Annotated in this window: 18 protein-coding genes; 1 reads left to right on the top strand and 17 read right to left on the bottom strand. The window is 28.0% G+C overall.

The annotated features are described in order from the left end of the window. Positions 1-2: 2 nt before the first annotated feature. The 15 genes from KGF42_RS09140 to KGF42_RS09070 all read right to left on the bottom strand — a co-directional run bounded on the left by KGF42_RS09140 (position 3) and on the right by KGF42_RS09070 (position 18,055). A complete protein-coding gene (locus KGF42_RS09140) occupies positions 3-1,172 on the bottom strand; it encodes an alanine racemase (RefSeq protein ID WP_227826170.1) in 1,170 nt (389 codons plus the stop codon). Between the two features lie 31 nt (positions 1,173-1,203). After that, positions 1,204-2,310: an aminotransferase class V-fold PLP-dependent enzyme gene (locus tag KGF42_RS09135; protein ID WP_227826169.1), complete on the bottom strand. Its 1,107-nt coding sequence runs from the start codon at positions 2,308-2,310 to the stop codon at positions 1,204-1,206. Positions 2,311-2,321: 11 nt separating this feature from the next. Further along, on the bottom strand, positions 2,322-3,197 hold the full coding sequence (locus KGF42_RS09130; RefSeq protein WP_227826168.1) for a phosphotriesterase-related protein: 876 nt from the start codon (positions 3,195-3,197) through the stop codon (positions 2,322-2,324). A 32-nt stretch (positions 3,198-3,229) separates the two neighbouring features. Beyond that, positions 3,230-4,276 (bottom strand): amidase, encoded by a 1,047-nt coding sequence (locus KGF42_RS09125; RefSeq protein ID WP_227826167.1) that lies wholly within the window; start codon positions 4,274-4,276, stop codon positions 3,230-3,232. Positions 4,277-4,388: 112 nt separating this feature from the next. After that, positions 4,389-5,801 carry a YhfT family protein gene (locus tag KGF42_RS09120; protein ID WP_227826166.1) on the bottom strand — a complete coding sequence of 471 codons (1,413 nt, stop codon included), beginning with the start codon at positions 5,799-5,801 and terminating at the stop codon, positions 4,389-4,391. Between the two features lie 19 nt (positions 5,802-5,820). Further along, the gene (locus tag KGF42_RS09115) at positions 5,821-6,180 is read right to left on the bottom strand and encodes a DUF2620 domain-containing protein (RefSeq protein ID WP_227826165.1); all 360 of its coding nucleotides are present in this window, start codon (positions 6,178-6,180) and stop codon (positions 5,821-5,823) included. Positions 6,181-6,212: 32 nt separating this feature from the next. Beyond that, positions 6,213-6,560, bottom strand: coding sequence for a PRD domain-containing protein (locus KGF42_RS09110; RefSeq protein WP_227826164.1), 348 nt, complete (start codon positions 6,558-6,560; stop codon positions 6,213-6,215). Between the two features lie 183 nt (positions 6,561-6,743). Further along, a complete protein-coding gene (gene yhfZ, locus KGF42_RS09105; RefSeq protein ID WP_227826163.1) occupies positions 6,744-7,667 on the bottom strand; it encodes a GntR family transcriptional regulator YhfZ in 924 nt (307 codons plus the stop codon). 205 nt (positions 7,668-7,872) lie between these two features. Next, on the bottom strand, positions 7,873-8,913 hold the full coding sequence (locus KGF42_RS09100; protein WP_227821033.1) for a Fic family protein: 1,041 nt from the start codon (positions 8,911-8,913) through the stop codon (positions 7,873-7,875). A 107-nt stretch (positions 8,914-9,020) separates the two neighbouring features. Continuing rightward, positions 9,021-10,412, bottom strand: coding sequence for an MATE family efflux transporter (locus KGF42_RS09095; protein ID WP_227821034.1), 1,392 nt, complete (start codon positions 10,410-10,412; stop codon positions 9,021-9,023). A gap of 119 nt (positions 10,413-10,531) precedes the next feature. Then, entirely contained in the window at positions 10,532-12,412 is a 1,881-nt protein-coding gene (locus KGF42_RS09090; RefSeq protein ID WP_227826162.1) for an ABC transporter permease, read from the bottom strand. Continuing rightward, positions 12,412-13,158, bottom strand: coding sequence for an ABC transporter ATP-binding protein (locus tag KGF42_RS09085; protein ID WP_227821036.1), 747 nt, complete (start codon positions 13,156-13,158; stop codon positions 12,412-12,414). The genes KGF42_RS09090 and KGF42_RS09085 overlap by 1 nt, the downstream gene beginning before the upstream one ends. 147 nt (positions 13,159-13,305) lie before the next feature. Continuing rightward, positions 13,306-15,525 (bottom strand): EAL domain-containing protein, encoded by a 2,220-nt coding sequence (locus tag KGF42_RS09080; RefSeq protein ID WP_227826161.1) that lies wholly within the window; start codon positions 15,523-15,525, stop codon positions 13,306-13,308. 242 nt (positions 15,526-15,767) lie between these two features. Continuing rightward, complete coding sequence (gene gltA, locus KGF42_RS09075) at positions 15,768-17,162, bottom strand: NADPH-dependent glutamate synthase (protein WP_227826160.1); 1,395 nt, start codon at positions 17,160-17,162, stop codon at positions 15,768-15,770. Then, the gene (locus tag KGF42_RS09070; protein ID WP_009905491.1) at positions 17,162-18,055 is read right to left on the bottom strand and encodes a sulfide/dihydroorotate dehydrogenase-like FAD/NAD-binding protein; all 894 of its coding nucleotides are present in this window, start codon (positions 18,053-18,055) and stop codon (positions 17,162-17,164) included. The genes gltA and KGF42_RS09070 overlap by 1 nt, the downstream gene beginning before the upstream one ends. A gap of 628 nt (positions 18,056-18,683) precedes the next feature. Between KGF42_RS09070 and KGF42_RS09065 the strand changes: the two genes are divergently transcribed. Next, entirely contained in the window at positions 18,684-19,535 is an 852-nt protein-coding gene (locus KGF42_RS09065) for a sulfurtransferase (protein ID WP_227821038.1), read from the top strand. A gap of 131 nt (positions 19,536-19,666) precedes the next feature. Here KGF42_RS09065 and ggt read toward each other — a convergent pair whose 3' ends face one another. Then, a complete protein-coding gene (gene ggt, locus KGF42_RS09060) occupies positions 19,667-21,280 on the bottom strand; it encodes a gamma-glutamyltransferase (RefSeq protein WP_227826159.1) in 1,614 nt (537 codons plus the stop codon). Between the two features lie 215 nt (positions 21,281-21,495). Continuing rightward, positions 21,496-23,277, bottom strand: coding sequence for an ABC transporter permease (locus tag KGF42_RS09055; RefSeq protein ID WP_227826158.1), 1,782 nt, complete (start codon positions 23,275-23,277; stop codon positions 21,496-21,498). Positions 23,278-23,321: the final 44 nt, after the last annotated feature.

Here is a 23,321-nt window from a genome sequence, read left to right as displayed (position 1 = left end):
CTTTAGTATAACTCCTTTTTTCTACCTAAGCTATCATAGATTGCTTCTAATCTAGGCGTATTTCTTTTAATACCACTGACTATCGCTATATCACTTCTTGTAACAAAGACTTGTGTTCTAAAATTCATTATTACAGTAGCTCCAACTTGATGGTTTCCTCTTACTTCAAAGTAATAATCTATGTTTTCTGGATTATTATATAACGTTTCTACAATATGTTCATTGTACACATCATCCACTATTAGTGCATTTTCCATATGTGACCTTCTATAATGTCCTCCTCCATAGGCATATGCTGTATTTTTAAGATTATGAGATATCTCCGATACATATAACATACATAACTTTTCTTCTAAATTTTTTACTGAATGTAGTGGTGTACTTCCTGTAAGAGCATGACCTGGCTCACCATGAGTACCTCCATGCTTATCTATTAAGTCCATATTATATACAGATGTTAATGATGGCATATTCATTTGATTTATCTTAATATTAAATTGTGTTTCTATTATCTGTTTTGCCTTCTTAATAGTAGTAATATTATTTGTTTCTATTATACTTTGCTTCTTGCTATCAAATAAAAAACATGGAAATGCAGTAAGACCTTCGATTTCTATATATTCAAGCTTTAATAATTCCACAATAATTTCTTTAATATTATCTATTTTGAATCCACCATACTGTAATGGGTATATTGTATCTTCTTCTTCAACAAATCTAATAAGTATTTTTTGTGTTGTGTTTAACTCTCTGCATACATTATTTATTTGTCTTGCTTTTTCTAAAGAAAATATGGTTATTACTTCTGGTCTTACATCTTTAATTAATTTCTTTAATATGTATTTTGGAGTTTGTACTAAATGACCTACATGAGAAACTTTTATTCCATTCCTATGCATTATTAGTGCTTCTTTTATATCTACTGCTACTACTCCTTCATATCCTATTTCTTGTAATTTAGCTGCTATGTATGGATTTCTTCCTATTTGCTTAGTCATTTGATATAGTTTAATCCCATATTTGCTGGCTTTTTCATATATTTTACTAGCATTTTGTATTAATGTATCCATATCTATAACATAAGTATCTGGAAGTATTTTTCCCTTTTTATGCAGCTCTATAGAATAGTCTACAAGCTTTTTATTATCTTTTAGTGTCTGTTTTAAGAACATTTTCTTCCCTCTCTCTGTTGAATTCATATGATTATTTATTTATTTTTACGTTATTTATTGATTCTTCAAGTATTCTAAGTACTGTATCCTCTCCACTTCTAAGAGGATTTATTCTTATCATTTTCTTAGACAATAAGGGATTATAGGTTCTAAAAGTTCCAGATAATCTATAAAACATAGGAACAAATTCATACTTAGATTCTGCGCCTACTGGATTTGGTGCTGCACCTAGTTTTTCTGCCTCCTCTAAAACTTTATCTGCAATTTCTTCTTCCAATTCTACTAATACAACTTTTGATTGTGCATTTGCTATAAATGCATTACTTACTCCTTCAATTTCCTTATTCAACAGTCTTTTGACGATATTTTCACTTACCTCAGCTTGAATTGCTAACATAACTGGAGCATATATTAGTCCTTTCAAAGAATCTATTGCTTCATGACCTTGTACTTGAAGCCCTCCTGAGTAATTTGTTTCTATTAGTTTATTGATATATTTTTCTTTACCTACTATACACCCTATGCCTTCTGAACCTAATATTTTAAATAATGAAAAACAAGATAAGTCAGCTCCTTCTTCTACTCCAATATAGGGAACTTTCATAACTGCATAGTTATCATCTGTTATTACAGCTATATTTTTATCTACTTCTTTTATAGCTTTTATCACATCTCTAACCTCATATGAATCTTGAGGTTGTTGTCTTGTATATTGAACTATTGCGCCTTTGATATCTTCATTTTTTTTTAAAACACGTTTTATATCTTCCAAATCATTAAAATCTGCCTCTACTGTGTCTATACCTAGCATATCTATGGATATACTTGTTGTCGGATATACTGGTGCTTTGTGTATAAGTAATTTATTTCCTCTTTTTACAGATGAATAAAGCGCTATTCTTATAGACATCGTACCTGCACCTCTTACTAACATAGCTTTTTCTGAATTAAAAAACCTTGCTAGTACCTTTTCCACCTTGAGAGTCGTTTTTGGTTTATTCAAACCCTTTACAACTCCTAAATCACCTCTAGTTAATATTTCACTTCCTTTAAACTCCTTTGTTATTTCATCTATAAGTCTAAATTGTAACTGTGTAGCTTCCTTTACTGATATACTTTTTAATGGATAAGTTTTCATGTTGTATCTCCTTATTTAAATAATTGTTTCGGATTTTCCACTAATATCTTAGTTAGACTATTTTCTTTAACACCACGTTCTCTTAACATAGGTATAAACGTTTCAAATAAATAATTGTATCCTATTCCACCCTTATACTTAAGATGAGATTTTCTAGTTATATCCACTGACAATAAGACTCTTTCTTCTAAATTTCGACCTATTATTTCATACAATAAATCTACTCTTTTATTTTCTTCTAAATAATTACTTTTTCCTATAGTATCAAATTGAACATATATACCTTGGTCTATAAGCCTTAATATATAATCTAAATCACCACTTAAATCTACATGACCTATTACTACTTTAGACAAATCAACTCCATAATGCTTAAATAGTTGAATCTGTTCCATGCCGTATGTTCCTAGTGTTGTATGTGTAGTTATAGGTACACTAGTTTCCCTATGAGCTATTGCAGATGCTTCAAAAACTTTTTTCTCTAAATCTGTCATACAATTTTTACTCGTACCTATTTCACCTATGATACTAGCTTTAATATCAGTATTATCTATACCTAAATCAATTTCTTTTATCATTATGTCTGCCAACTCTCTGTTTGTTTTTGAGTTAACTTCCTTTGGTAAAAATGGTTCTTTATAAAATCCTGTGGATAGTAAAAAATTAATGTTAGTTTCTTCTTGTATTTTTTTTATATAATTTAAATTTCTTCCCATACCTATATTTGTTACTTCTATTATATTCCTAACACCACTTCCATATATTTCTCTCATCTCTTTTATAGTTTCTTCTTGACAATCTAGTCTACAATCTTCATTTTCTTTAATTCCAGATAAATCTATATACATATGCTCATGACATAATGTGATTCCGTCTACTAGTTTCATAACTTATACTCCCTAAATAATCATAAACTTGGCTATTCTAAATCAAATACTATACTATTTTTTCTTAGCTCATAGTTATCTTTAAAATACCCTTCAAACACTTTGTTTTTACTTATGTTTTTATCAATATATCGTCCTAAATCTAACATATTTTTTGTCATGTTATTATCAAAACTATATAAAACAAATGCAGAACCTAACTCTATATCAGGAATTGATAAACAGTTTGCATTTACCATATTTAATACTCTTATTACCCCCTTATTTGCTTTTCGTTGGAGTATTCTTCCGCTATCTGAAAACATGCCAATAACAGAATCTCCAATTCCGTATGCATCAATATTTTTCTCATAAGATATATATATTGTATTTTTCTTATTAAGCTTATTTAAATTATCAATTAATATTTCTCTATCACTATATAAATCAATTATTTCTGTAGTAATCTCTACTCCATCAACATTAAACCTTATGTAATTTTCATCTAATCTACTTTTAATAATGCAAATTTTATATTTATTTCTGATTTCATCTTTTTTAAATATATTAACTACCTTCTCAAGAACATCCATATTTTGTGCTATAAACCCTATCCCCGCTTCAAAACTTATACCATCTGTGGATTTTTTCATGAGATTTACTTTAAGTCCCATACCTTTTGCCAAAAATGAGTATAATTGAACTGATATAGCTGGAGCTAACACAGATCCTCCTCCATCAGTTCCTACTCCAATATCATTTATACCTAAAAGTACGTTTATTGCTGTAGCACTTGACGACCCTGTCATAAATCTACCAGTCAATGGATTTATGAGTTTTGTATCTATAGCTCTTCCACCTACTGATTTGTCATCAATTGTATGAAATATAAATCCCTCCTTTTTTAAATTTATTAATATTTCTTTTCCAATACCTTTACTATCTTTTACACCCATATAATATGGTTTTTTTCCTTGCTCAATCATTTCTACATAATCTAATATTGCATCTTCATTTACACTTACTACACTTTTACCTACATTATGTATTGCCTTGATTGTTGATTTACTATATTTCACTACTCTTAACAATTTAATCATTATATAAACTCCAACTTAGAATTTTTTATACATTAAACTTTTAAATAATGGACTGAATAAAATCTTGAGTATAAATAATACCTAAACCTTATATCAGCCCATCTTATATTAACTATGCTATTGGTGTATATAGACCTATTACAAATAATATATTTAACAATATACCTAATACTATTACAGCTACTGGTCCTACAGCTATTTCAACCAAAGATTTTTTAGCTGTCTTATTTAAAGCATATGCACCAGCTACAAATAGGAATCCTGTTCCTGGAGCTAAGGTATTACCTGCTATCATTGAACCTGACATGATAGCAATCTCTAAAACTTTATTCATTGCTGTTCTTACATGATCACCAGATTTCTTTATTCCTGGAAATTTATCAAGTCCTGCTGCAGCTTTTTCTAGTAATAATACCTCTAAAAACATTACTATTGACGCTACTAGAAATGCTACTATTGGATTTCCTATTAAAATTATTCCTACTACAAATACTAGCGTTGTTCCTACTGGTCCATATACTCCTGTAGTTATTGCTGTTGTATATACAAGAGGTATAAAACCTATAGCTCTAGCAAATGCTGCAATAGATGCTTCCGTACTTTTTCCAGCACTCAATAATTCTAATGATGTTGGATCTCCTGCAAAGAAACTTAGAGAAGTTGCTGCTGATACAAGTCCACCCATCACTGCTATTACAAATATGTTCTTCTTTATATTTTTTAATCTTTCTGCAAATATACCTACTAAAACCTGATTAGAATTACTTCCATCACTTTTTTCAGACATAGCAAATACCAACATCATAAGTACACCTACCAATAAAGCCATTCCATCTGCGCTTAACTTAACTGTAATATCTCCGACTGGTATAACACCATATTTTATAGTTATCTGATTTACAAGAGCTATTACTATAAACGTAATTGCTCCCTTACCAAACCCATGTTGATATCCAACAACAATTGCTGGAAATATTGAAAATGCTGCAACTACAGGTGAACCTACACTTCCTAATGCATCTAGGAAATTTACTGGTAGCATTGCAAATAAATTTACCACTATTTCAAGTCCATAAACTATGCCTACTCCATATAAAGAGCCTATGACTCCAGACAATATAGTTCCTTTTTTGGAATCTGGACACCACGTTCCTATAATATCTGACCCCAATAATATACTATGTGCCAATATTATGGGTGACCCTATAGAAAACGGTATTCCAAATCCTATAACTAATCCAAATCCTAATGCAAAACTAGTAGCTGCTAATTCTGCACGCGTCATTCTACCTTCTATGTACTCAGGCATAATAGGTCTTAATGCATCATTAAAAGTTGCTATCCCTTTATTTACTAATATACATGATAAGCCACCTAATAAAGCTGCAACTATATACTTAAATATATTAGCCATATCAATTGTTAAGTAATATAGTAGCGAAAATATAATTCCTATACATACTAGTAACGCAACCTTTTTAAAAATATCATTCGAATTCTTAGTTTCCACTGTTCGTGTATCCATTATAAAATACCTCCCTTTATTATCCTAAGATTCTCTCTAATATAATCTCTATTACTTGATCTGCATGCTGTGGTGTAAATCCATAAGCCTTCTTTCCTACATCAATACCTTTTATTATTTCTTCTTTAGACAACATACTTCCTGGCATTGAAGCTGTTAAACACATTGGCATACCTAATAAAGCTATAGCCATTGCTAATGCTCCACCCCCACCTGTATTACATGCTCCAAAATAATAGTCTGCTTGTCCATTTTTCATTGCCATAGCAGCCTCTAAATCACTTTTGACTTCTATTGATACCTTATTTTTAGCTATCTCCTCTATTTTTTTAGCTATCCTATCTTTGTCCATTTGTCCACCTACTACTATTTTTAACATACAATATATCCTCCCCAATATATAAATAATTTTTATTTATTACCTACTAGTGTACTCAGATGTAACATCATAAATCTTACTTCATTCTCATTAAATTCAGTTGGCAATTTTAAATTCATCTCATCCCATAGATTCTTAGCTTGTTCATAGTTTTCATTATTTTTAATATCCTCAAACAAAAATGAATCCATTTCGTCAATAATCTTACCCTGTTGTTGTCTAGATATTGCCATTGCAAAGTGAGTAATCATCCTAGCCATATTCTCTGATTCTTTATCAAATCCTTTTGCGTCCAATTGATTTATCACATAGATTAAATAGTCTTTAGTACTTTTGTCTATCATTCCTGCATGATGTAACATCATAATTCTTGTTTCCATAATCCACCTCTCATTTTTTTGATTAATGTACAATTTTCTGTACTTTAACTTTAAAAAAATATTCAATATACAGTTTTTTGTACTTTAAACTTATACTATATTTATATTATATAGTATAAATTCTTTTTTTTTCTTTGTCAAATATTTTCTAACATTATTTTAACATTTTTTGCTAATTTTCAATTAGTATCTTGGTGATAATTTACCATCTATAACATCTTGTTGTACCTCTCTTACTCTTTTAGCATCTACAAATTTCTCAATGAATCCCTTTATTCCTAGATTGTTTTTATTGATTACAATAACTGCTGTATTTGATTCTTTACTAATATTATTTTTTAAATCTCTATACTTTAAATGTATTTCTTTCTCTTTTATTTCATCTATAGACCATACTGCCGCATCTATTTCTTTATTTAATATCTTTGTTACAATTTGATTATATGACATATCTACAAATTCTACATCTATTCCTTCAAACTCTTTTAATGTTAGTGAATATTGATCTATAGATCTTCTATCTACACCTACTCTCATCCCTTTTTTTATCTCAATATCATCTTGCCCTGAAAACACTAATACATGTTTATTTACATAGCTATTTTCACCTAAATCTAAAACTATTTCCATATCCTCATCAGTACTTAATATGCTTGTCGATGCTAATTTAGATGTTATTGCAAAATCATATCTTCCTGATTTTAAACTATTTATCCTTGTTTCTGCACCTCTCATATATGCCATAGCTATAGAAAATTCTTTCTTTTCTAATGTCATATTCAATCCTGTGGCTAGCCCTTCATATAATTTTGAATATGGTAAAGGCATTACACCTACTATAGTGTTATATTTTGTAAAATTCCATAAAATTTTATAATCTACTTGTGATAAAAATGTGCCTAAATGTCCCTTTCTTTCTAAAGAAATTGCACCTACCTGTTCAAAATGCTTAATTACAGATTGTATAGTTCCTCTACCAACTTTAAATTTGTTGCTATATTCATTTATAGTCTTTATTTTATCACCTACTGATAATAATATTAATTCTCTTGCTATATTTATTGTTATAAACCCATTTTTATTTAGAAAATTTTTATCTAATTGCATTTTATACTCCTTACTTTAAATATTAATTACATTCATATGTTTGCTATTTATGTCAATATTATACCATATAATTCCATTTTTCAGTTTAAAAATAATCAATAAATAAAATTGATATTACTTAAACTGTCAAATTATTGCCCATACTAGTAACACTAAAAATAGTATAGTGTAAAACACTATACCATTTCAGTTATTTAAATATTTTTTAATATTTTTTCTTCCATTTTGCGCTTCTGCCTCTTGCAACAACTTCTATCTTATCTTGTTTTCTTAGATTATTAAAAACTCTATTTATAGTAGGCTCTGGAATGTCAGGACACAAATCTCTTATATCTTCTTTTGTAAAGTATCCAAGAGTAGAATTTATTATTTTTTCTATTCTACTAGTTTTTGTCTGTCTCTTCTTATCAGATATGTTTAAACTATCATCCAACTTCTCATATGCAGTCAATATTGTCTCTAAAAAATACTCAATCCATGCATTCATATCTGCTTTTTCATTTCCTATGGAAGCTTTCAAATAATTTAGATTACTATAATATTCATATGAACTATCATCAAATATTTTTCCTAAACTGATATATCTTCCAACTTCATATCCATTTTTATTTAGTAACAATAGGATAAGTACTCTCGCCATTTTTATATTACCTTCTTTAAATGGATGTATCAATATGAAATCTAAAACAAATGCAGAAATTAATATTAATATATCAATTTCATCTTCCTCTATCAATGTATTATAAGCTTCACATATTTCTTCTACAGCTTTTTCGACCTTATTGACACTTAAATCTATACTTGTAAATTCATTAGATTTTAAATTGTGTTCAATAAAATCATTATCTGACTTATAACTTCCTCCTCTAGTAGATGAAAATTTATATAAGTATCCATGAAGTTCAAGAATTGTTTGTGAACTTATTGGAATACTTTCATAAGCGCTGTTAATAGTTTTTACTACATCTCTGTATTCAACAATACTCAATTCCTCTCTACTTCTAGGTGTAACTTCATTACTTATTAATTTTTCTAAATTAAAATTATTACTATCTCTTTGATTTCCAATGTATGTAGATTCTGAACAATCTACTAAGGATTTTTTTTCTAAGCTTTCTAAAATTTCTTTTGGTTGCTTTTTGTAAAGCAGTTGTCTACCCTTGTATTCATTTATCTTAGACAACATTTTAGCTACATTCATGTTTACATACATATTTTTTAATTTGCTTTTTTTTGTAAATTCCATAAAATCACTCCATAATTAGAATTTCTCTTATCCTTGACAGCGGTTTTATTTTATCATATAATCATAGTTTTTGCAATTTTTTGCTCAATTATCTGAAATTATATTTTCTATTCAGTTGTTATCTCATTTAATCTTTCACTATTATTTAATTTCTTACTTTTAGGAGTATATCTTTTTAACTCTCTAAATACAACTATACCTGTAATTACTGTAGCTATAAAGTCAGATACTGGTTGAGCTGTCCATACACCCTGTAAACCTAAGAATGTAGGGAGAATTAATACTGCTGGTATCAATAAAATTACTTGTCTTAAAAGACTCAATAACATAGCCATTTTGGCTTTTCCTATAGATTGTATAAAGTTTGTTCCTGTAACTGATAATCCTACAATTGGCAACATAAGTAAGTATATTCTTAACCCATTAACAGATATATTCATAAGCTCAGGGTCTTTATTAAATATACCTATGATAGCTTCTGGGAAAAGCATAATTACTACCATACCCATACACAAAATTATAGTAGCTACTACTAATGAACCTAAATAGGCTTTTTTAACTCTATCATATTTTTCAGCTCCATAATTGAAACCTATAATAGGTTGCGCTCCTTGATTTATTCCAAAAATAGGCATTAAAAATACCATTGCGATAGAAGAAATAGTAGCCATAGCCCCTATAGCTAAATCTCCACCATGAGTTTTAAGTGCAATATTTGATATTACTTGGACTAAACTTGCTGCAAGCTGCATCGCAAATGGCGACATACCTATTGCAAACACTGCCTTTACTAACTTTTTTTCTAATTTTAAATTAGATTTGCTGAATCTTAAGTTTGATTTCCCACTTATATAATATCCTATAGTTAAAACAGCTGTAAGAGCTTGAGAAGTTACTGTAGCAACAGCAGCTCCTTGTATTCCCATATTGAATCCAAATATTAATATCCAGTCTAAAACTATATTAGTTAAACATCCTACTATCATTATTCCTGCTGAAATTTTAGGACTACCATCAGCTCTTATTGAGTGGTTTAAAGAAAAGGAAAGAAGATTTACTATTGTACCTAATAATATAATATTTATATATGATTTTGCATATATTAAAGTATTTTCACTTGCTCCAAACAATGTAAGTATTTTATTTGCAAATAATATTCCAAGTATCATTATGATAATTCCTGTTACTACAGATAATGTCATTGCATTTCCTATAAGTTTTCTTGCCTCTTCTACTTTACCTTGCCCAAGCTTTATTGATATGGTAGTAGTAGTCCCTATCCCTATCAACATACCAAATGCAAGTATTATTGTCATTATTGGCATTGTAACACCAAGACCTGTTATTGCAAGTGGACCAACTCCTGGTATATTTCCAATAAAAATTCTATCTACTACATTATATAAACTATTTACCAGCATACCTATTATAGCTGGTATAGAATATTTCAGTAGTAATTTACTGATTCGTTCTGTTCCTAATAATTGTTGATTTTCCATCAAGTTTCCTCCTTCTTCTAATATTCAATTTTCCACATATTACAAGGGAGGTGCAAATGCCCTCCCTTAATATTAACTACTTTTTAAATATTAATTTTATATATCTATTATATACCACTTTAATCAAAAAACCAAACTTTTCTAGTATAAAATTTTTTTAACAGATAAAAATAAAGTGAATATATAATTGATATCACTAGTAATATACCCTGATTTTCTAAGTTAAAACTATTATTTAATACCTTATTTAAAAATAATAAAGAAATTACGCTATTTATAATTGCTATAAGATATGGTATAAAAAATAATGTACCTATCTCTATACTAACAATCTTATTCATATTTTTAAAAGATAGACCTATTTTTGATAGTTTTTTATACTTAACATTATCTTCTAACTCATCTGTATATAATCTGAAGTATAAAAAACTAAAAACTCCCACAAATAGTATCACACCTATAAAAATGCCCATAAATTGGAGAATTTTGCTTTGTTGTAACTCTACTAAATACATATCTGGTAACGTTAAAAAATATGACCTATTATATTCTCTATCTAAATTAAAATGTTTTTCTTTTAACTTTTCAGTTATATTTGCACTGCTTTGCCAGTTTTTATAATCAAATCCATGAAAATTCAATTTTGAAAATTCCCCTTTTATGTCATCATATAAATCGTTATTTATAACTATAATTTTACTGAACATTCCTGTAGGAAAAATTATTTTATTTGTTGATTTTTTTATTTCTATATTCACATTTTTTACATTATAATTTTTTAATTGTTTTAAAGAATTTATATGCTCTTTTGAATTGCTACTAGGAATTATAACACCTTCATACTTTTCTAACTTTGAACTAATTTTATCTAGTCCCAATTCCTTTGATAATTTGTTATAATTCTTTACACTTAGTAAGACTTCCCTATTATATTTAAGAACAGGAAAACTTAACTCCTTATAATCATATCCTTTGATTGTATTTCTGATTTGTTGTAATTCTTCATATTCTTTTTCATTATTATGTTCTGAAAAATATGAGTAAACCATTGGAAAATTATTTTTAGAAGATTCTCCTTGAGAACTTACAAGTGTTGAGGTTGTTGTAAATGCTACTAAAGTAGCTGATAAAAGTATTGTTATTAAAAATAACAATCGTGTATTATCCTTTAGTTTATACATCAAGTTACTTATAAGTAACATATTTACTTTGTTTTTATAAAACTTTTCTTTATTTTTCAAATACTTTAATATCAAAATAGTAAATTGAGAAAAAAATAAAAATATTCCCAAAGTAATTAATAGTGTTGTTGTATATATACCTCCATTTATCTTCAACTCATTGCCAAATAGTATTATAACATATCCTAATATAAGACATACTACACCAGTTATTCCAAATAACTTTGAAGTCTTTATATCTTTTTTAGGCTTTCTTGTACCTACCAAAAGCTCTAAAATACTGTTTTTATTTAATAATTTTAAGCTCATTGGTCCTGTTATTAAAAATAAAATCATAAAAGATATAACAGTCATTAGTATTGCTTTTATTGGAAAATAAGGCTCCGTTAAGTTCATATAAAATAACTTACTTAAATACAATAAAAACAATTTTGAAATTGATAAGCCCAGTAATATACCTAATATTATTGCTAAAAAACCTATTATCAAATTTTCAATCAATATCAACCTTTTCAGTTGTCTGTTGCTCATTCCAATTATCATCAATACTCCAAAATCTTTTAATCTATATTTTAAGAAATTGCCTAAAGAATACAATATAAAAAGTAGACTAAATCCTAGTATTATTAATTCTGAAGTCATAAGAGCCATAAATGCAGTAGAACCACTTTGAATTCCAGAGTTTGTTATAATTGGGTGGAACATAGATACTGCAAAGACAAAAAATATCATTATAGAAAAAACCGAACTTAAAAAATATGCTAAGTATGCCCTAAAATTTCTAACTATATTATTATAAGCAAATCTTCTAAAATTCACTATCTTACACCTCCTATTTGAGACAATACAGATAATATTTCAGAATAGAAAGAATTTTTGCTTTCAGATTTTTTTATTTCTGTATATATACAACCATCCTTTATAAAAATAACTCTATCTGAATAACTTGCACTATATGCCTCATGAGTTACCATAAGTGTTGTTACATTTTGTTCTTTGTTTACCTTAGTAAATAACTTCAAAACATCATCAGTAGATTTTGAGTCAAGATTTCCAGTTGGTTCATCTGCAAGAAGTATGGAAGGTTTATTTATAATGGCTCTAGCAATAGCACACCTTTGTGCCTGCCCTCCTGAAATTTCATAAGTTCTTCTATCTAAAAGTTTATCAATTCCTAAAAATTTAGATATACTTCTAGTTTGTATATTCATCTCTTTAACACTTGCGCCATCTAGTGTAAGTGGCAACATAATATTTTCGCCAACAGTTAAAGTGTCAATCAAATTAAAATCCTGAAATACAAAACCAAGTTGCTTCCTTCTAAATTCAGCAAGTTTTTCTCCTTCTAATTTACTTATATCATATCCATCCAATATAACTTTACCCTCGCTCTGTTTGTCAACTGTAGATATTATATTTAAAAGAGTAGATTTACCACTTCCAGATGGCCCCATAACAGACACAAACTCTCCTTTTTCTATATTTAGATTGACCTTATCTAATGCTTTAAATGGAACTTTTCCACAATATGTTTTTGATATATTTCTAATACTTAATATGTTCATTTTATATTCTCCATAATTTTTTTATTTTTATTACAATACTATAATATCGTGAACATACTGCTTTAACCATAAAAATACCCTAACAATTAGCTTACATATTTGTAAGTCAATTGTTAGGGTATTCTATAATCCAATAATTAATTGTCATCAGTTAAATTTAAAGTTTAAATTATTTTCAAATTCATCTAATACCATAGGTTTAGCAAATAAATATCCTTGAACCTTATCACAACCTATTTCTTTTAAAAACTCTACTTGCTCATAAGTTTCTACTCCTTCACAGATTACTTTAATATTAATCGCCTTTGCCATCTCCACTATTTTAGAAATAATAATTTTTCCACGTTTTGTATCTGTTGTTTCAATTAAAAACACTCTATCTAATTTTAAAACATCGAAAGGAAGGTCTTTTAATAGATTTAAAGATGAATATCCTGAACCAAAGTCATCCATTGATATAAGAAATCCTATTTCTTTAATCTTCTTCATTATATTAATCAATATGTTTAAATTATCAAATACAATACTTTCTGTTAGTTCAAGTTCGATAAACTCAGGAGATATATCGTATTTATTTATCAAATCAGTTATATTTTCTATAAAATTACTCCTATATAAATGAACTCTAGACATATTCACAGAAATTGGTACAGGAGTATACCCTTTATTTATCCACTTATTTAAGGTCTTGCATACTTCTTCAAATACGAACATATCAATATTTACAATGAAACCATTCTTTTCAAATAAAGGTATAAAATCTATAGGTGAAATAAATCCCATTTCTGGACTATTCCATCTTATCAAGGCTTCTGCTCCTTCAATTTCATTTCCATCATTTAGACTATACTTAGGCTGATAGTACACTATAAATTCACCTTTTTCTAGAGCTTTATTCATATTATCTTCCAATCGTTTTTCCTTATACAATCGATTTCTTGTCTCTTCATTAAAAAATGAATATGAATGTTCATATTTGTCCTTTTTAGTTTTTGCTGCAATATTTGCTCTATCAATTAATAAGTCAATCTTTTGAATATCATCTTTTTTAGTAATCTTATATATTCCACTCGATATAACAATTTTATATTTAGACGAATTAATAGTGCTTAAATTGCAAATTTCATTATTTATTTTAGACAATCTATCTAAAAGTTCATCTTCAGTACTACAAGAAATCAATAATATAAAATGGTCATTATCCATCCTAGCACAAATTTCATATTTACTTATATTATTATTTAAAACATGTGCAATATGCATTAATATCTCATTTCCCTCAGCATAGCCAAACATCTCATTTATGTATTTAAACTTATTAACATCTAATTGTACTAAGTAAAAATCATCCTGATAATAATTCTTTAAAATATACATAGAATCTTTTCTAAACTTTTCTTTGTTTTTTATTCCACTTAAAGAATCATAATATGCCAATTTTTTAAGTTGCTCTATTAACTTAGCATTACTTAATTTCCACAATATCATAAATATTACTATATAGAAATACAATTTGATTATAAAATTAATTATTAGACTTTTAAAGTACTTAAATATATTACATTTTGATACTAAAGTCCAATTAGTTCCCTTAATGTTTGCATATCTTACATCATATAATCTCCAATTATACCAAGATAAAAAATTACTTTGATGCTTTTCATCTATATTTTTTAAGATTTTATTTTTAGTAGTTCCTATAATGTTTCCTTCTAAAGTAAACATTTTTCTTTTATCATTTACATACTTTTTATTTGGATGAGAAATAATGGTATAATCTTTATCTATCATTAGAAATTTAATAGAACCATCAAAGTTACTTCTATTTATTATCTTATTTACATCTTGAAAGTAAAAAGAAGCAAAAATAGTTCCAATCACCTCATTATTTTTTATAATAGGCACATATATAATAAATACTTTATCACCTGTCACATTACTAATCTCAATATCTGATACTACTACCTGCTTTGTTTTAATTGCTTTCTCAAAACTAGGCTTATCTTTTATTGAGCCAACTTTTTCCCTATATGTACTTGAAGTGTTTCCTTTTTTATCTGTTATACCAATCATAAAAAGATTGTATTCTTTTTGATATGGTCTTAATAATTTTCCTTTTTCAATTAAAGATGTTTCACTAGTAGAAAATCTCTCCTCTTGACTAAGAGCTTTTAATAAAGATGTGTTTACTTTTAAATAGTCTTCAAGTTCTCTTTTTGATGCCACAGTCATATTTCTAGAAGTAACTTCTATAGAATTACTTGCATATATGATTGTGCTTGTAAGGTCAATCAATACTAACAGCATCAGTAAAATTAATATATGCTTAAAAACTAGACCATCAAATACTTTTTCTTTTCTTTTCATATTAAAATACCATCAATTGTACACCTTGTTTTTTTGTTATCTAATATTGGATTTGACAAATATGATTTTATTGGCAACATATTATTCCCTCCTTACAAAACCTTTATTGTATACTATTTTATCACAATTAGACAGAATTATGTTACCTAGCATCGAATATTAAAACAATAACCCATTATTACATAATCTAAAAAAAACCAAGCCAGAAATTATGTTCTAGCTTGGTCTTTTTAATTTACAGATTAAGCATTAACTTTTGCTTTTAAGTATTCATCTATTGAAGTTGCTGCTGTTTTACCAGCACCCATTGCAGATATTACTGTTGCCGCTCCAGTAACAGCATCTCCACCTGCAAACACTCCTTCTTTAGAAGTCTGACCATTTTCATCTGTTATTAGACATCTCTTCTTATTTATATCAAGACTCTTTGTTGTAGAAGATATTAATGGATTTGGGCTTGTTCCAAGTGACATTATAACTGTGTCTACATCAAGTACAAATTCAGAACCTTCTATTTCTATAGGTCTTCTTCTTCCAGAATCATCTGGCTCTCCTAATTCCATTCTTATACAAACCATACCTTTAACATATCCATTTTCATCAACTAAAATCTCTTTAGGATTTGTTAATGTATTAAATATAATACCTTCTTCTTTTGCATGGTGAACTTCTTCAGCTCTTGCTGGAAGCTCTTTTTCACTTCTTCTATAAACTATATATGATTCTGAACCTAATCTTAGTGCAGTTCTAGCAGCATCCATAGCAACATTTCCGCCACCAACTACAGCAACTTTTTTACCAGAACTAATAGGTGTATCATAGTCATCTCTATAAGCTTTCATTAAGTTTACTCTAGTTAAAAACTCATTTGCAGAAAATACTCCATTTGCATTTTCTCCTGGTATATTCATAAACATTGGAAGACCAGCTCCTGAGCCTATGAATATAGCTTCAAATCCCTCATCTTCTATAAGTTCATCTACTGTAATTGTTTTACCAACAATTACATTAGTTTCTATTTTTACACCTAATTTTCTTATATTATCTATTTCAGGTTGAACAACAGCTTGTTTTGGAAGTCTAAATTCAGGTATTCCATAAGTTAAAACTCCTCCTGGCTCATGCATTGCTTCAAAAATTGTTACATCATAACCTTTTTTAGCTAAATCACCAGCACAAGCTAGACCTGCTGGACCACTTCCTATTACTGCTACCTTTTGATTTTTCTTAGGCTCTGTATCAGATAAATTTATATCATTTTCTTTTGACCAATCTGCTACAAATCTTTCTAGTTTACCTATTGATACAGCATCTGATTTTATTCCAAGTATACATACACCTTCGCATTGACTTTCTTGTGGGCATACTCTACCACAAACAGCTGGTAATGAACTGCTCTTAGCTATTACCTTAGCAGCACCTTCTATATCATCTTCTTTAATTTTTGTTATAAATCCTGGAATATCAATTCCTACTGGACATCCACCTACACATTTTGGTTTTTTACAAGCTAGACATCTATTAGCTTCTGCCATAGCCTCTTCTTTATTATATCCTAAACAAACTTCATCAAAATTTGTTGCTCTCACAGCAGGTTCTTGTTCTCTGACTGGTACTTTTACTTTTTTAGCATCCATTATTTGTTACCTCCACATCCACAATTACTATGATGATGACTATCGCCTTCTTCAAGTTTTAGCATAGCTCTTCCCTCTTGAGTCTTATACATAGATTGTCTTCTCATTGCTTGGTCAAAATCAACTAAATGTCCATCAAATTCTGGACCATCTACACAGGCAAACTTAGTCTCATTTCCAACACTAACCCTACAACCACCACACATACCTGTTCCATCAATCATTATTGTATTTAAACTTACTATAGTAGGTATGTTTAGCTCTTTAGTTAATTGGCACATAAATTTCATCATTATCATTGGTCCAATTACTATTGCTTGGTCGTATTTTTTTCCTTGATTATCAACTAAATCTTTTAATAGGTCTGTAACTCTTCCATTAAATCCATATGTTCCATCATCTGTTGATACGTATACATTTTTAGCTACTTTTTTCATATCATCTTCTAATATAATTAATTCTTTAGTTCTTGCACCAATTATTACATCTACATCTAATCCATGCTCTTTAAACCATTTAACTTGTGGATACACTGGAGCAGAACCAACTCCACCAGCTACAAATAATATTTTTTTATTTTTTAATTCTTCTATATCTTCATGTATAAATTCACTTGCTTGTCCTAGTGGACCTACAAAGTCCATTACAAAATCGTTTTCTTCAAACATTGCTAACTTTTTAGTTGAAGCACCAACTGTTTGGAATACAATAGTTACTGTCCCTTTTTCTCTATCATAGTCAGCTATTGTAAGAGGAATTCTTTCTCCCTTTTCGTCATTTTTAATTATTATAAATTGACCGGGTTGAGAAGATTTTGCAACTCTAGGTGCCTCTATTTCCATTAAATAAATACTATCTGTTAATTGTCTCTTACTAACTATTTTATTACTCATCTCGCCATTCTCCATTCTAACAAATATATTTTTCTCACTTTAAATTTAATTAAAAACATAAACACACAAAACTATAACTTTTTATAATATAATATTAGTTCTTCATTAATTGTTTTGTATTGGACATCCCCCCTGTAAAGTAATTATAACTGCCCAAATTACAAATGGTTGATATTAACAAATTTCTTTTGACTACCAATAAATGTTAAGTCCTATATCATATGTCTGATTTGTTATAGATTTAACCTAATACACACTTAAAGTATACTATATTATGCCAAATTTGTAACAAAAATTTTATAAATACATAATAAAAATTTTTTATTCAATTATTTATTTAATAAGTTAACTTAGGTTTTCATAATAACACTAATTTCTTTAAAAACTAAGCGTGTACAAGACTTTAATCTATTGCAATATCAGCTTTCATATTGTATAAAATATACTCTTATTTTATTATATATCTAAAATTTTCAATATTCATTAATTATTTGAATTTTTATATAAAATTTTTACAATTTCTAAAGATTTATTTACTTATGTAATAAATTATAATAATATTAGTTTATAAAGTTAATAATCAATATGAATTAAAATAAAAATAATATAAACATAGGAGGTACGTTCTTTGAAAAACATTATTTCTGCAAAAGAACTTATATCAAAACTAGAACAAAATGATAATCTAGTCATTATAGATTGTAGATTTGACCTTATCAATAGAACTTATGGCATTGATTCTTATAAAAAAGGGCACATAAAAGGCAGTTTCATCTTAGATATAGACAAGGATTTATCATCTCCTGCAAAAGAACATGGTGGCAAAAATCCTTTACAAGACCCTTTAATATTAAAAGAAAAATTAGAAAAAATGGGTGTTGATAATGACACTACGATTGTAACTTATGATGATGGAGATTTAAATGGAGCTTGTAGATTATTTTTCCAATTAAAACACTTAGGTCTTAATAATGTCTATGTACTAGATGGAGGAATAACATCTTTTGTGAAGGAAGGTGGAGAATTAGAAGAGAAAGTAAATATCCCAAATTGTACAGGTAAGGAAATCAAACTAAATATAAATGATGATTTGGTTGTACCAATGGAATATGTTAAATCTAAATTATACAAAGAAGATACTGTAATCATAGACTGTCGTGCCAATGAAAGATACCAAGGTTTAATTGAACCTGCTTACTCAAAAGCTGGTCATATACCAAGTGCAAAAAATTATTTTTGTAAGGATTTGATAAAAAATGATTTTAAAAATGGCTCACTTAAAGACATAAAATTTTTAAAAGATTTCTTTAAAGATTTAAATAATTATGATGAAGTAATTTTATCTTGTGGGTCAGGTATATCTGCTTGTGTCAACAGTCTTGCCCTTAGAGAACTTGATATACCTCATAAGATTTATATTGGTAGTTTTAGTGACTGGATTAGTTATGACGACAATGAAATTAAAACTGGTCAAGAATAAAATTAATAATATATAGAATTAATATATATTATTTTAATTTTTACAAAGGCGTTAGTCATTGCAGACTTTCGCCTTTAATTATTATTTCATACACTCTTTAAATTCATTGTATATATTTCTAGTTGATAAGATTAATAAACTGCGACATGTCCATCACATCTTGATTCTGTCGCACAAATATAACTTTCTTGTTCCGTTTTGAATATTATTTGACCTCGTCCCATATCGACAGTATCATGAATTACTTTTATTTCATGTCCTTTTTCAATTAATGAATCTATTACATGCTTTGGCATCTCTGGTTCAACTTCTATTTCCTTGCCTTTTATCCACTGCCATCTTGGAGCATCTAGTGCCTCTTGTGGATTTAATCCAAAATCTATCATATTTGTTAATACTTGAATATGTCCTTGTGGTTGCATAAAAGCTCCCATAACACCAAATGGCCCTATCGCTTTATCTTCTTTACCTAAAAATCCAGGTATTATAGTATGATAAGGTTTTTTAAATGGTTTTACTATGTTATAGTGTTCAGGGTCTAAATTAAAATTATTACCTCTACTATGTAAAGCAATTCCAGTATTTGGTATAACAATTCCAGAACCAAAGTTTATATAATTACTCTGTATATATGAAACCATATTTCCATCCTTGTCTGCAGTACAAAGATATACTGTACCACCACAATATGGCTCTCCAGCACTTGGATACATAGCCTTTTTATTATCAACTAATAAACTTCTTTTTTTTGCATACTCTTGGTTTAGTAACTCCTGAATTTTTACCTTCATATGTTCTATATCAGTTACATAAGTTTTAGAATCTGCAAAAGCTAATTTTAAACTCTCTATAATTTTATGTATATCTTCTACATTTTCTATATTTCCTTCTATATCCAGCTCTTTTAATATATTAAGTGCCATTAAAACTGTTATTCCATGTCCATTTGGTGGTATTTCAAATATTTTATACCCTTTGTATTCTGTACTTATAGGCTCTACCCATGTTGGATAAAAACGCTCTAAATCACTCTTTCTTATAGCTCCATCAAACTTTCTAGAATATTCATCTATTTTATCAGCAAGTCTTCCTCTATAAAAACTTTCAGCTTGAGTATTTGCTATTTCTTCTAATGTATTTGCCTGTTCTTCACATATAAATATATCTCCAGCTTCTGGAGCTTTCCCATCTTTAGAAAATGTATCAAACCATGGTTTGAACTCTTCTCCAATAAACTCTTTTTCATATAGTTCATATGATTTTTTCCATACTTTAGCTACATTAGGAGATACTACATAACCATCTCTTGCATAGTTTATTGCTGGAGACAAACATTCAATTAAACTAAGTTTACCATATTTTTTATTTAGTTCTGACCAAGCTGCAGGTATTCCAGGTACAGTTACTGCTCCAAACCCATATTTTGGCATTTCTTTCATATTATTATAATTTTTTAATTCCATCTTTTCTGGAGCAAAACCACTAGAGTTTAAACCATACAAGCGTTTTTCTTCCTCTATCCAAACAAGAGCATATGCATCTCCTCCAATCCCATTGCTTGTAGGTTCTACTACTGCTAATGTTGCAGCTGTTGCAACTGCTGCATCAACAGCATTTCCACCTTTTTTTAGTATTTCAAGCCCAGATTGAGATGCTAGCGGTGTTGATGTTGCAACTGCTCCATTTTTAGCATACATGACATTTCTTATTGATGAATATTTATGTTGGTAAGCATTAAACTTCATAAATTTCAGCTCCTCGCCATTTTTTATTTGATATTTTGCTTAAATTTATTATATAACATCAAGTAATATAACTGATACAAAATATGTACTTTTTCAAAGGTTAATTTCATCATTATAGTACATCCTAATCTTGATTCTAATATTTTATATCTTACTTGACTTAAATAAGTTATTTTACTAAAATTTGGATTTTTTAATAAAAAATAAGTTATTATTTATTCCATTATCATATTTTGAGCATATTTTAAGGTTAAAAAATAATATACAAAGTATCCTATATAGTAAATTACTAGAGTTATAATAATTGGAGTAAGTAATGACCTTGGTATAAACTTTTGTACAATTGACATAGCAAATAAATTATGAATTGTACCTACTACTAGTGGTAATAAAAATACAACCTTTAACTGTTTTGATATTATTTTCTCAATATCCCTGTTATTTGCTCCAAGTTTTGTTAGCATAATATATCGATTTTTATCATCATATATATTTGATAGTTGCTTAAACAATATTATACTACCTGTGCATAAAAGAAATACTACAGATAAAAACATCCCTATAAATAGCATAAGACCACTTAGTTTTATCAGGTTATTATAGCTTTCAGCACTTGATGTAAAGTTAAAAGGGTAAGTAAATTGCATATTTTCATTCACTGTATTTTTCAATTTTAAAGTTAAATCAAGTTCTTTTTTTTCATTTTCTATGTCAATTAATCTTATTAATCTGGAATTTCCTTTTGATTTTAATTGATTAAATACTCCGTCTTTTACTACAATTAAATCAAGTGTGGCTTGTGAATTTATTTCTGGTTCTAAGATGATTTTTTGTACTGTAAGCAAATTTGTATCATGCTCATTTTTATCTTTAAGATGTATGTTTATTTTTTTAATGTCAAAATCTTTAAAAAGTATTTTCTTATATGAATCAGAAACATAATACACATATTCCTTTGAAGTTAATTCTTCATAACTATTATTCTGATACTGTCTTAATTTTTTAAAATCACTTTCCCTAATAAAATCTACATCAGTTCTATCTTCTTTGTAACTATTTCCATTTTTATAATTCATTTCAAGATTTACATCTCTTTCTATAAGTTCTATTGTCTTGTCAAAGATTATCTTATTATCTTTTTTATATTTATATAATAATTTGTCAATTTCATTATTTACATGAGGATTTTCTGCATTTATAGTATAGCTGTATCTGTAATTTTCATTTATATTCCTATCTATATCATAATAAAGTGATATGGTAAATCCTAGCATAGTTACACTTGTGGCTATTAATATTGCTATTGAAGTCAATACACTACTATTACTCTTTAATTTAAATCCAAGTTCAGAAAAGGCAATTAAATTTCTTCCCTTATAATAAAAACTTTTTTTCTTCTTAATAGTATCAATAATCATATACATCACTGATGAGAAGAATAAAAAAGTTCCAGGTATTATTGTAATTAATATAAAAACTGAAAGCATAATATTTTCAGCAATAAAATAACTAATTGACATTAAATAAGAGATAGTTATTAATAAAACTCCAAGTATACCTTTTAACTTTATAAATTTTTTGACTCTATACTTTTCTGGTGATTTATTAAATAACTCTACAATCCTCTTATTTCTGATAACTATGGTATTTCTTACTCCAATAACTACGAATATTATTAAAAATACAGCTAGTGTTTGAACTAAGGCCTTTATACTTAAATTCATCTTTACTACTATCATTTCGTTCATTAATTTTACAAGCATCATAGTCATGAGCTTTGAAAATAACAATCCTAAAAATATACCTATTAATATTGCAAGTGTACCCATCAAAAAAGTTTCATATAAAAATATTTTCCCTATTTGACTTTTCCTCATTCCAAGTAAACTATAGGTACCTACCTCTCGTCTACGTCTATTAAAGAAAAATGAGTTTGAATAATATATAAATAAAAAAACAAATACCACTATTACAATTGAACTTGTGTTAATACTCATCCTCGTTTTCTCCCCAAGTGAGTTTAAAGCTTCGTTATACTCTA

The organism is Clostridioides sp. ZZV15-6383 (assembly GCF_020657735.1).
Classification (GTDB): Bacteria; Bacillota; Clostridia; order Peptostreptococcales; family Peptostreptococcaceae; genus Clostridioides; species Clostridioides difficile_D.
The sequence above is the reverse complement of the archived record's forward strand: the minus strand, read 5'-3'. Positions and strand labels throughout refer to the sequence as shown.

What these genes read in the sequence shown, in the direction of transcription:
- KGF42_RS09140 (WP_227826170.1), bottom strand. Translation starts at nt 1,172, where the DNA reads ATGTTCTTAAAACAGACACTAAAAGATAATAAAAAGCTTGTAGACTAT.
- KGF42_RS09135 (WP_227826169.1), bottom strand. Translation starts at nt 2,310, where the DNA reads ATGAAAACTTATCCATTAAAAAGTATATCAGTAAAGGAAGCTACACAG.
- KGF42_RS09130 (WP_227826168.1), bottom strand. Translation starts at nt 3,197, where the DNA reads ATGAAACTAGTAGACGGAATCACATTATGTCATGAGCATATGTATATA.
- KGF42_RS09125 (WP_227826167.1), bottom strand. Translation starts at nt 4,276, where the DNA reads ATGATTAAATTGTTAAGAGTAGTGAAATATAGTAAATCAACAATCAAG.
- KGF42_RS09120 (WP_227826166.1), bottom strand. Translation starts at nt 5,801, where the DNA reads ATGGATACACGAACAGTGGAAACTAAGAATTCGAATGATATTTTTAAA.
- KGF42_RS09115 (WP_227826165.1), bottom strand. Translation starts at nt 6,180, where the DNA reads ATGTTAAAAATAGTAGTAGGTGGACAAATGGACAAAGATAGGATAGCT.
- KGF42_RS09110 (WP_227826164.1), bottom strand. Translation starts at nt 6,560, where the DNA reads ATGGAAACAAGAATTATGATGTTACATCATGCAGGAATGATAGACAAA.
- yhfZ (WP_227826163.1), bottom strand. Translation starts at nt 7,667, where the DNA reads ATGCAATTAGATAAAAATTTTCTAAATAAAAATGGGTTTATAACAATA.
- KGF42_RS09100 (WP_227821033.1), bottom strand. Translation starts at nt 8,913, where the DNA reads ATGGAATTTACAAAAAAAAGCAAATTAAAAAATATGTATGTAAACATG.
- KGF42_RS09095 (WP_227821034.1), bottom strand. Translation starts at nt 10,412, where the DNA reads ATGGAAAATCAACAATTATTAGGAACAGAACGAATCAGTAAATTACTA.
- KGF42_RS09085 (WP_227821036.1), bottom strand. Translation starts at nt 13,158, where the DNA reads ATGAACATATTAAGTATTAGAAATATATCAAAAACATATTGTGGAAAA.
- KGF42_RS09080 (WP_227826161.1), bottom strand. Translation starts at nt 15,525, where the DNA reads ATGAAAAGAAAAGAAAAAGTATTTGATGGTCTAGTTTTTAAGCATATA.
- gltA (WP_227826160.1), bottom strand. Translation starts at nt 17,162, where the DNA reads ATGGATGCTAAAAAAGTAAAAGTACCAGTCAGAGAACAAGAACCTGCT.
- KGF42_RS09070 (WP_009905491.1), bottom strand. Translation starts at nt 18,055, where the DNA reads ATGAGTAATAAAATAGTTAGTAAGAGACAATTAACAGATAGTATTTAT.
- ggt (WP_227826159.1), bottom strand. Translation starts at nt 21,280, where the DNA reads ATGAAGTTTAATGCTTACCAACATAAATATTCATCAATAAGAAATGTC.
- KGF42_RS09055 (WP_227826158.1), bottom strand. Translation starts at nt 23,277, where the DNA reads ATGAGTATTAACACAAGTTCAATTGTAATAGTGGTATTTGTTTTTTTA.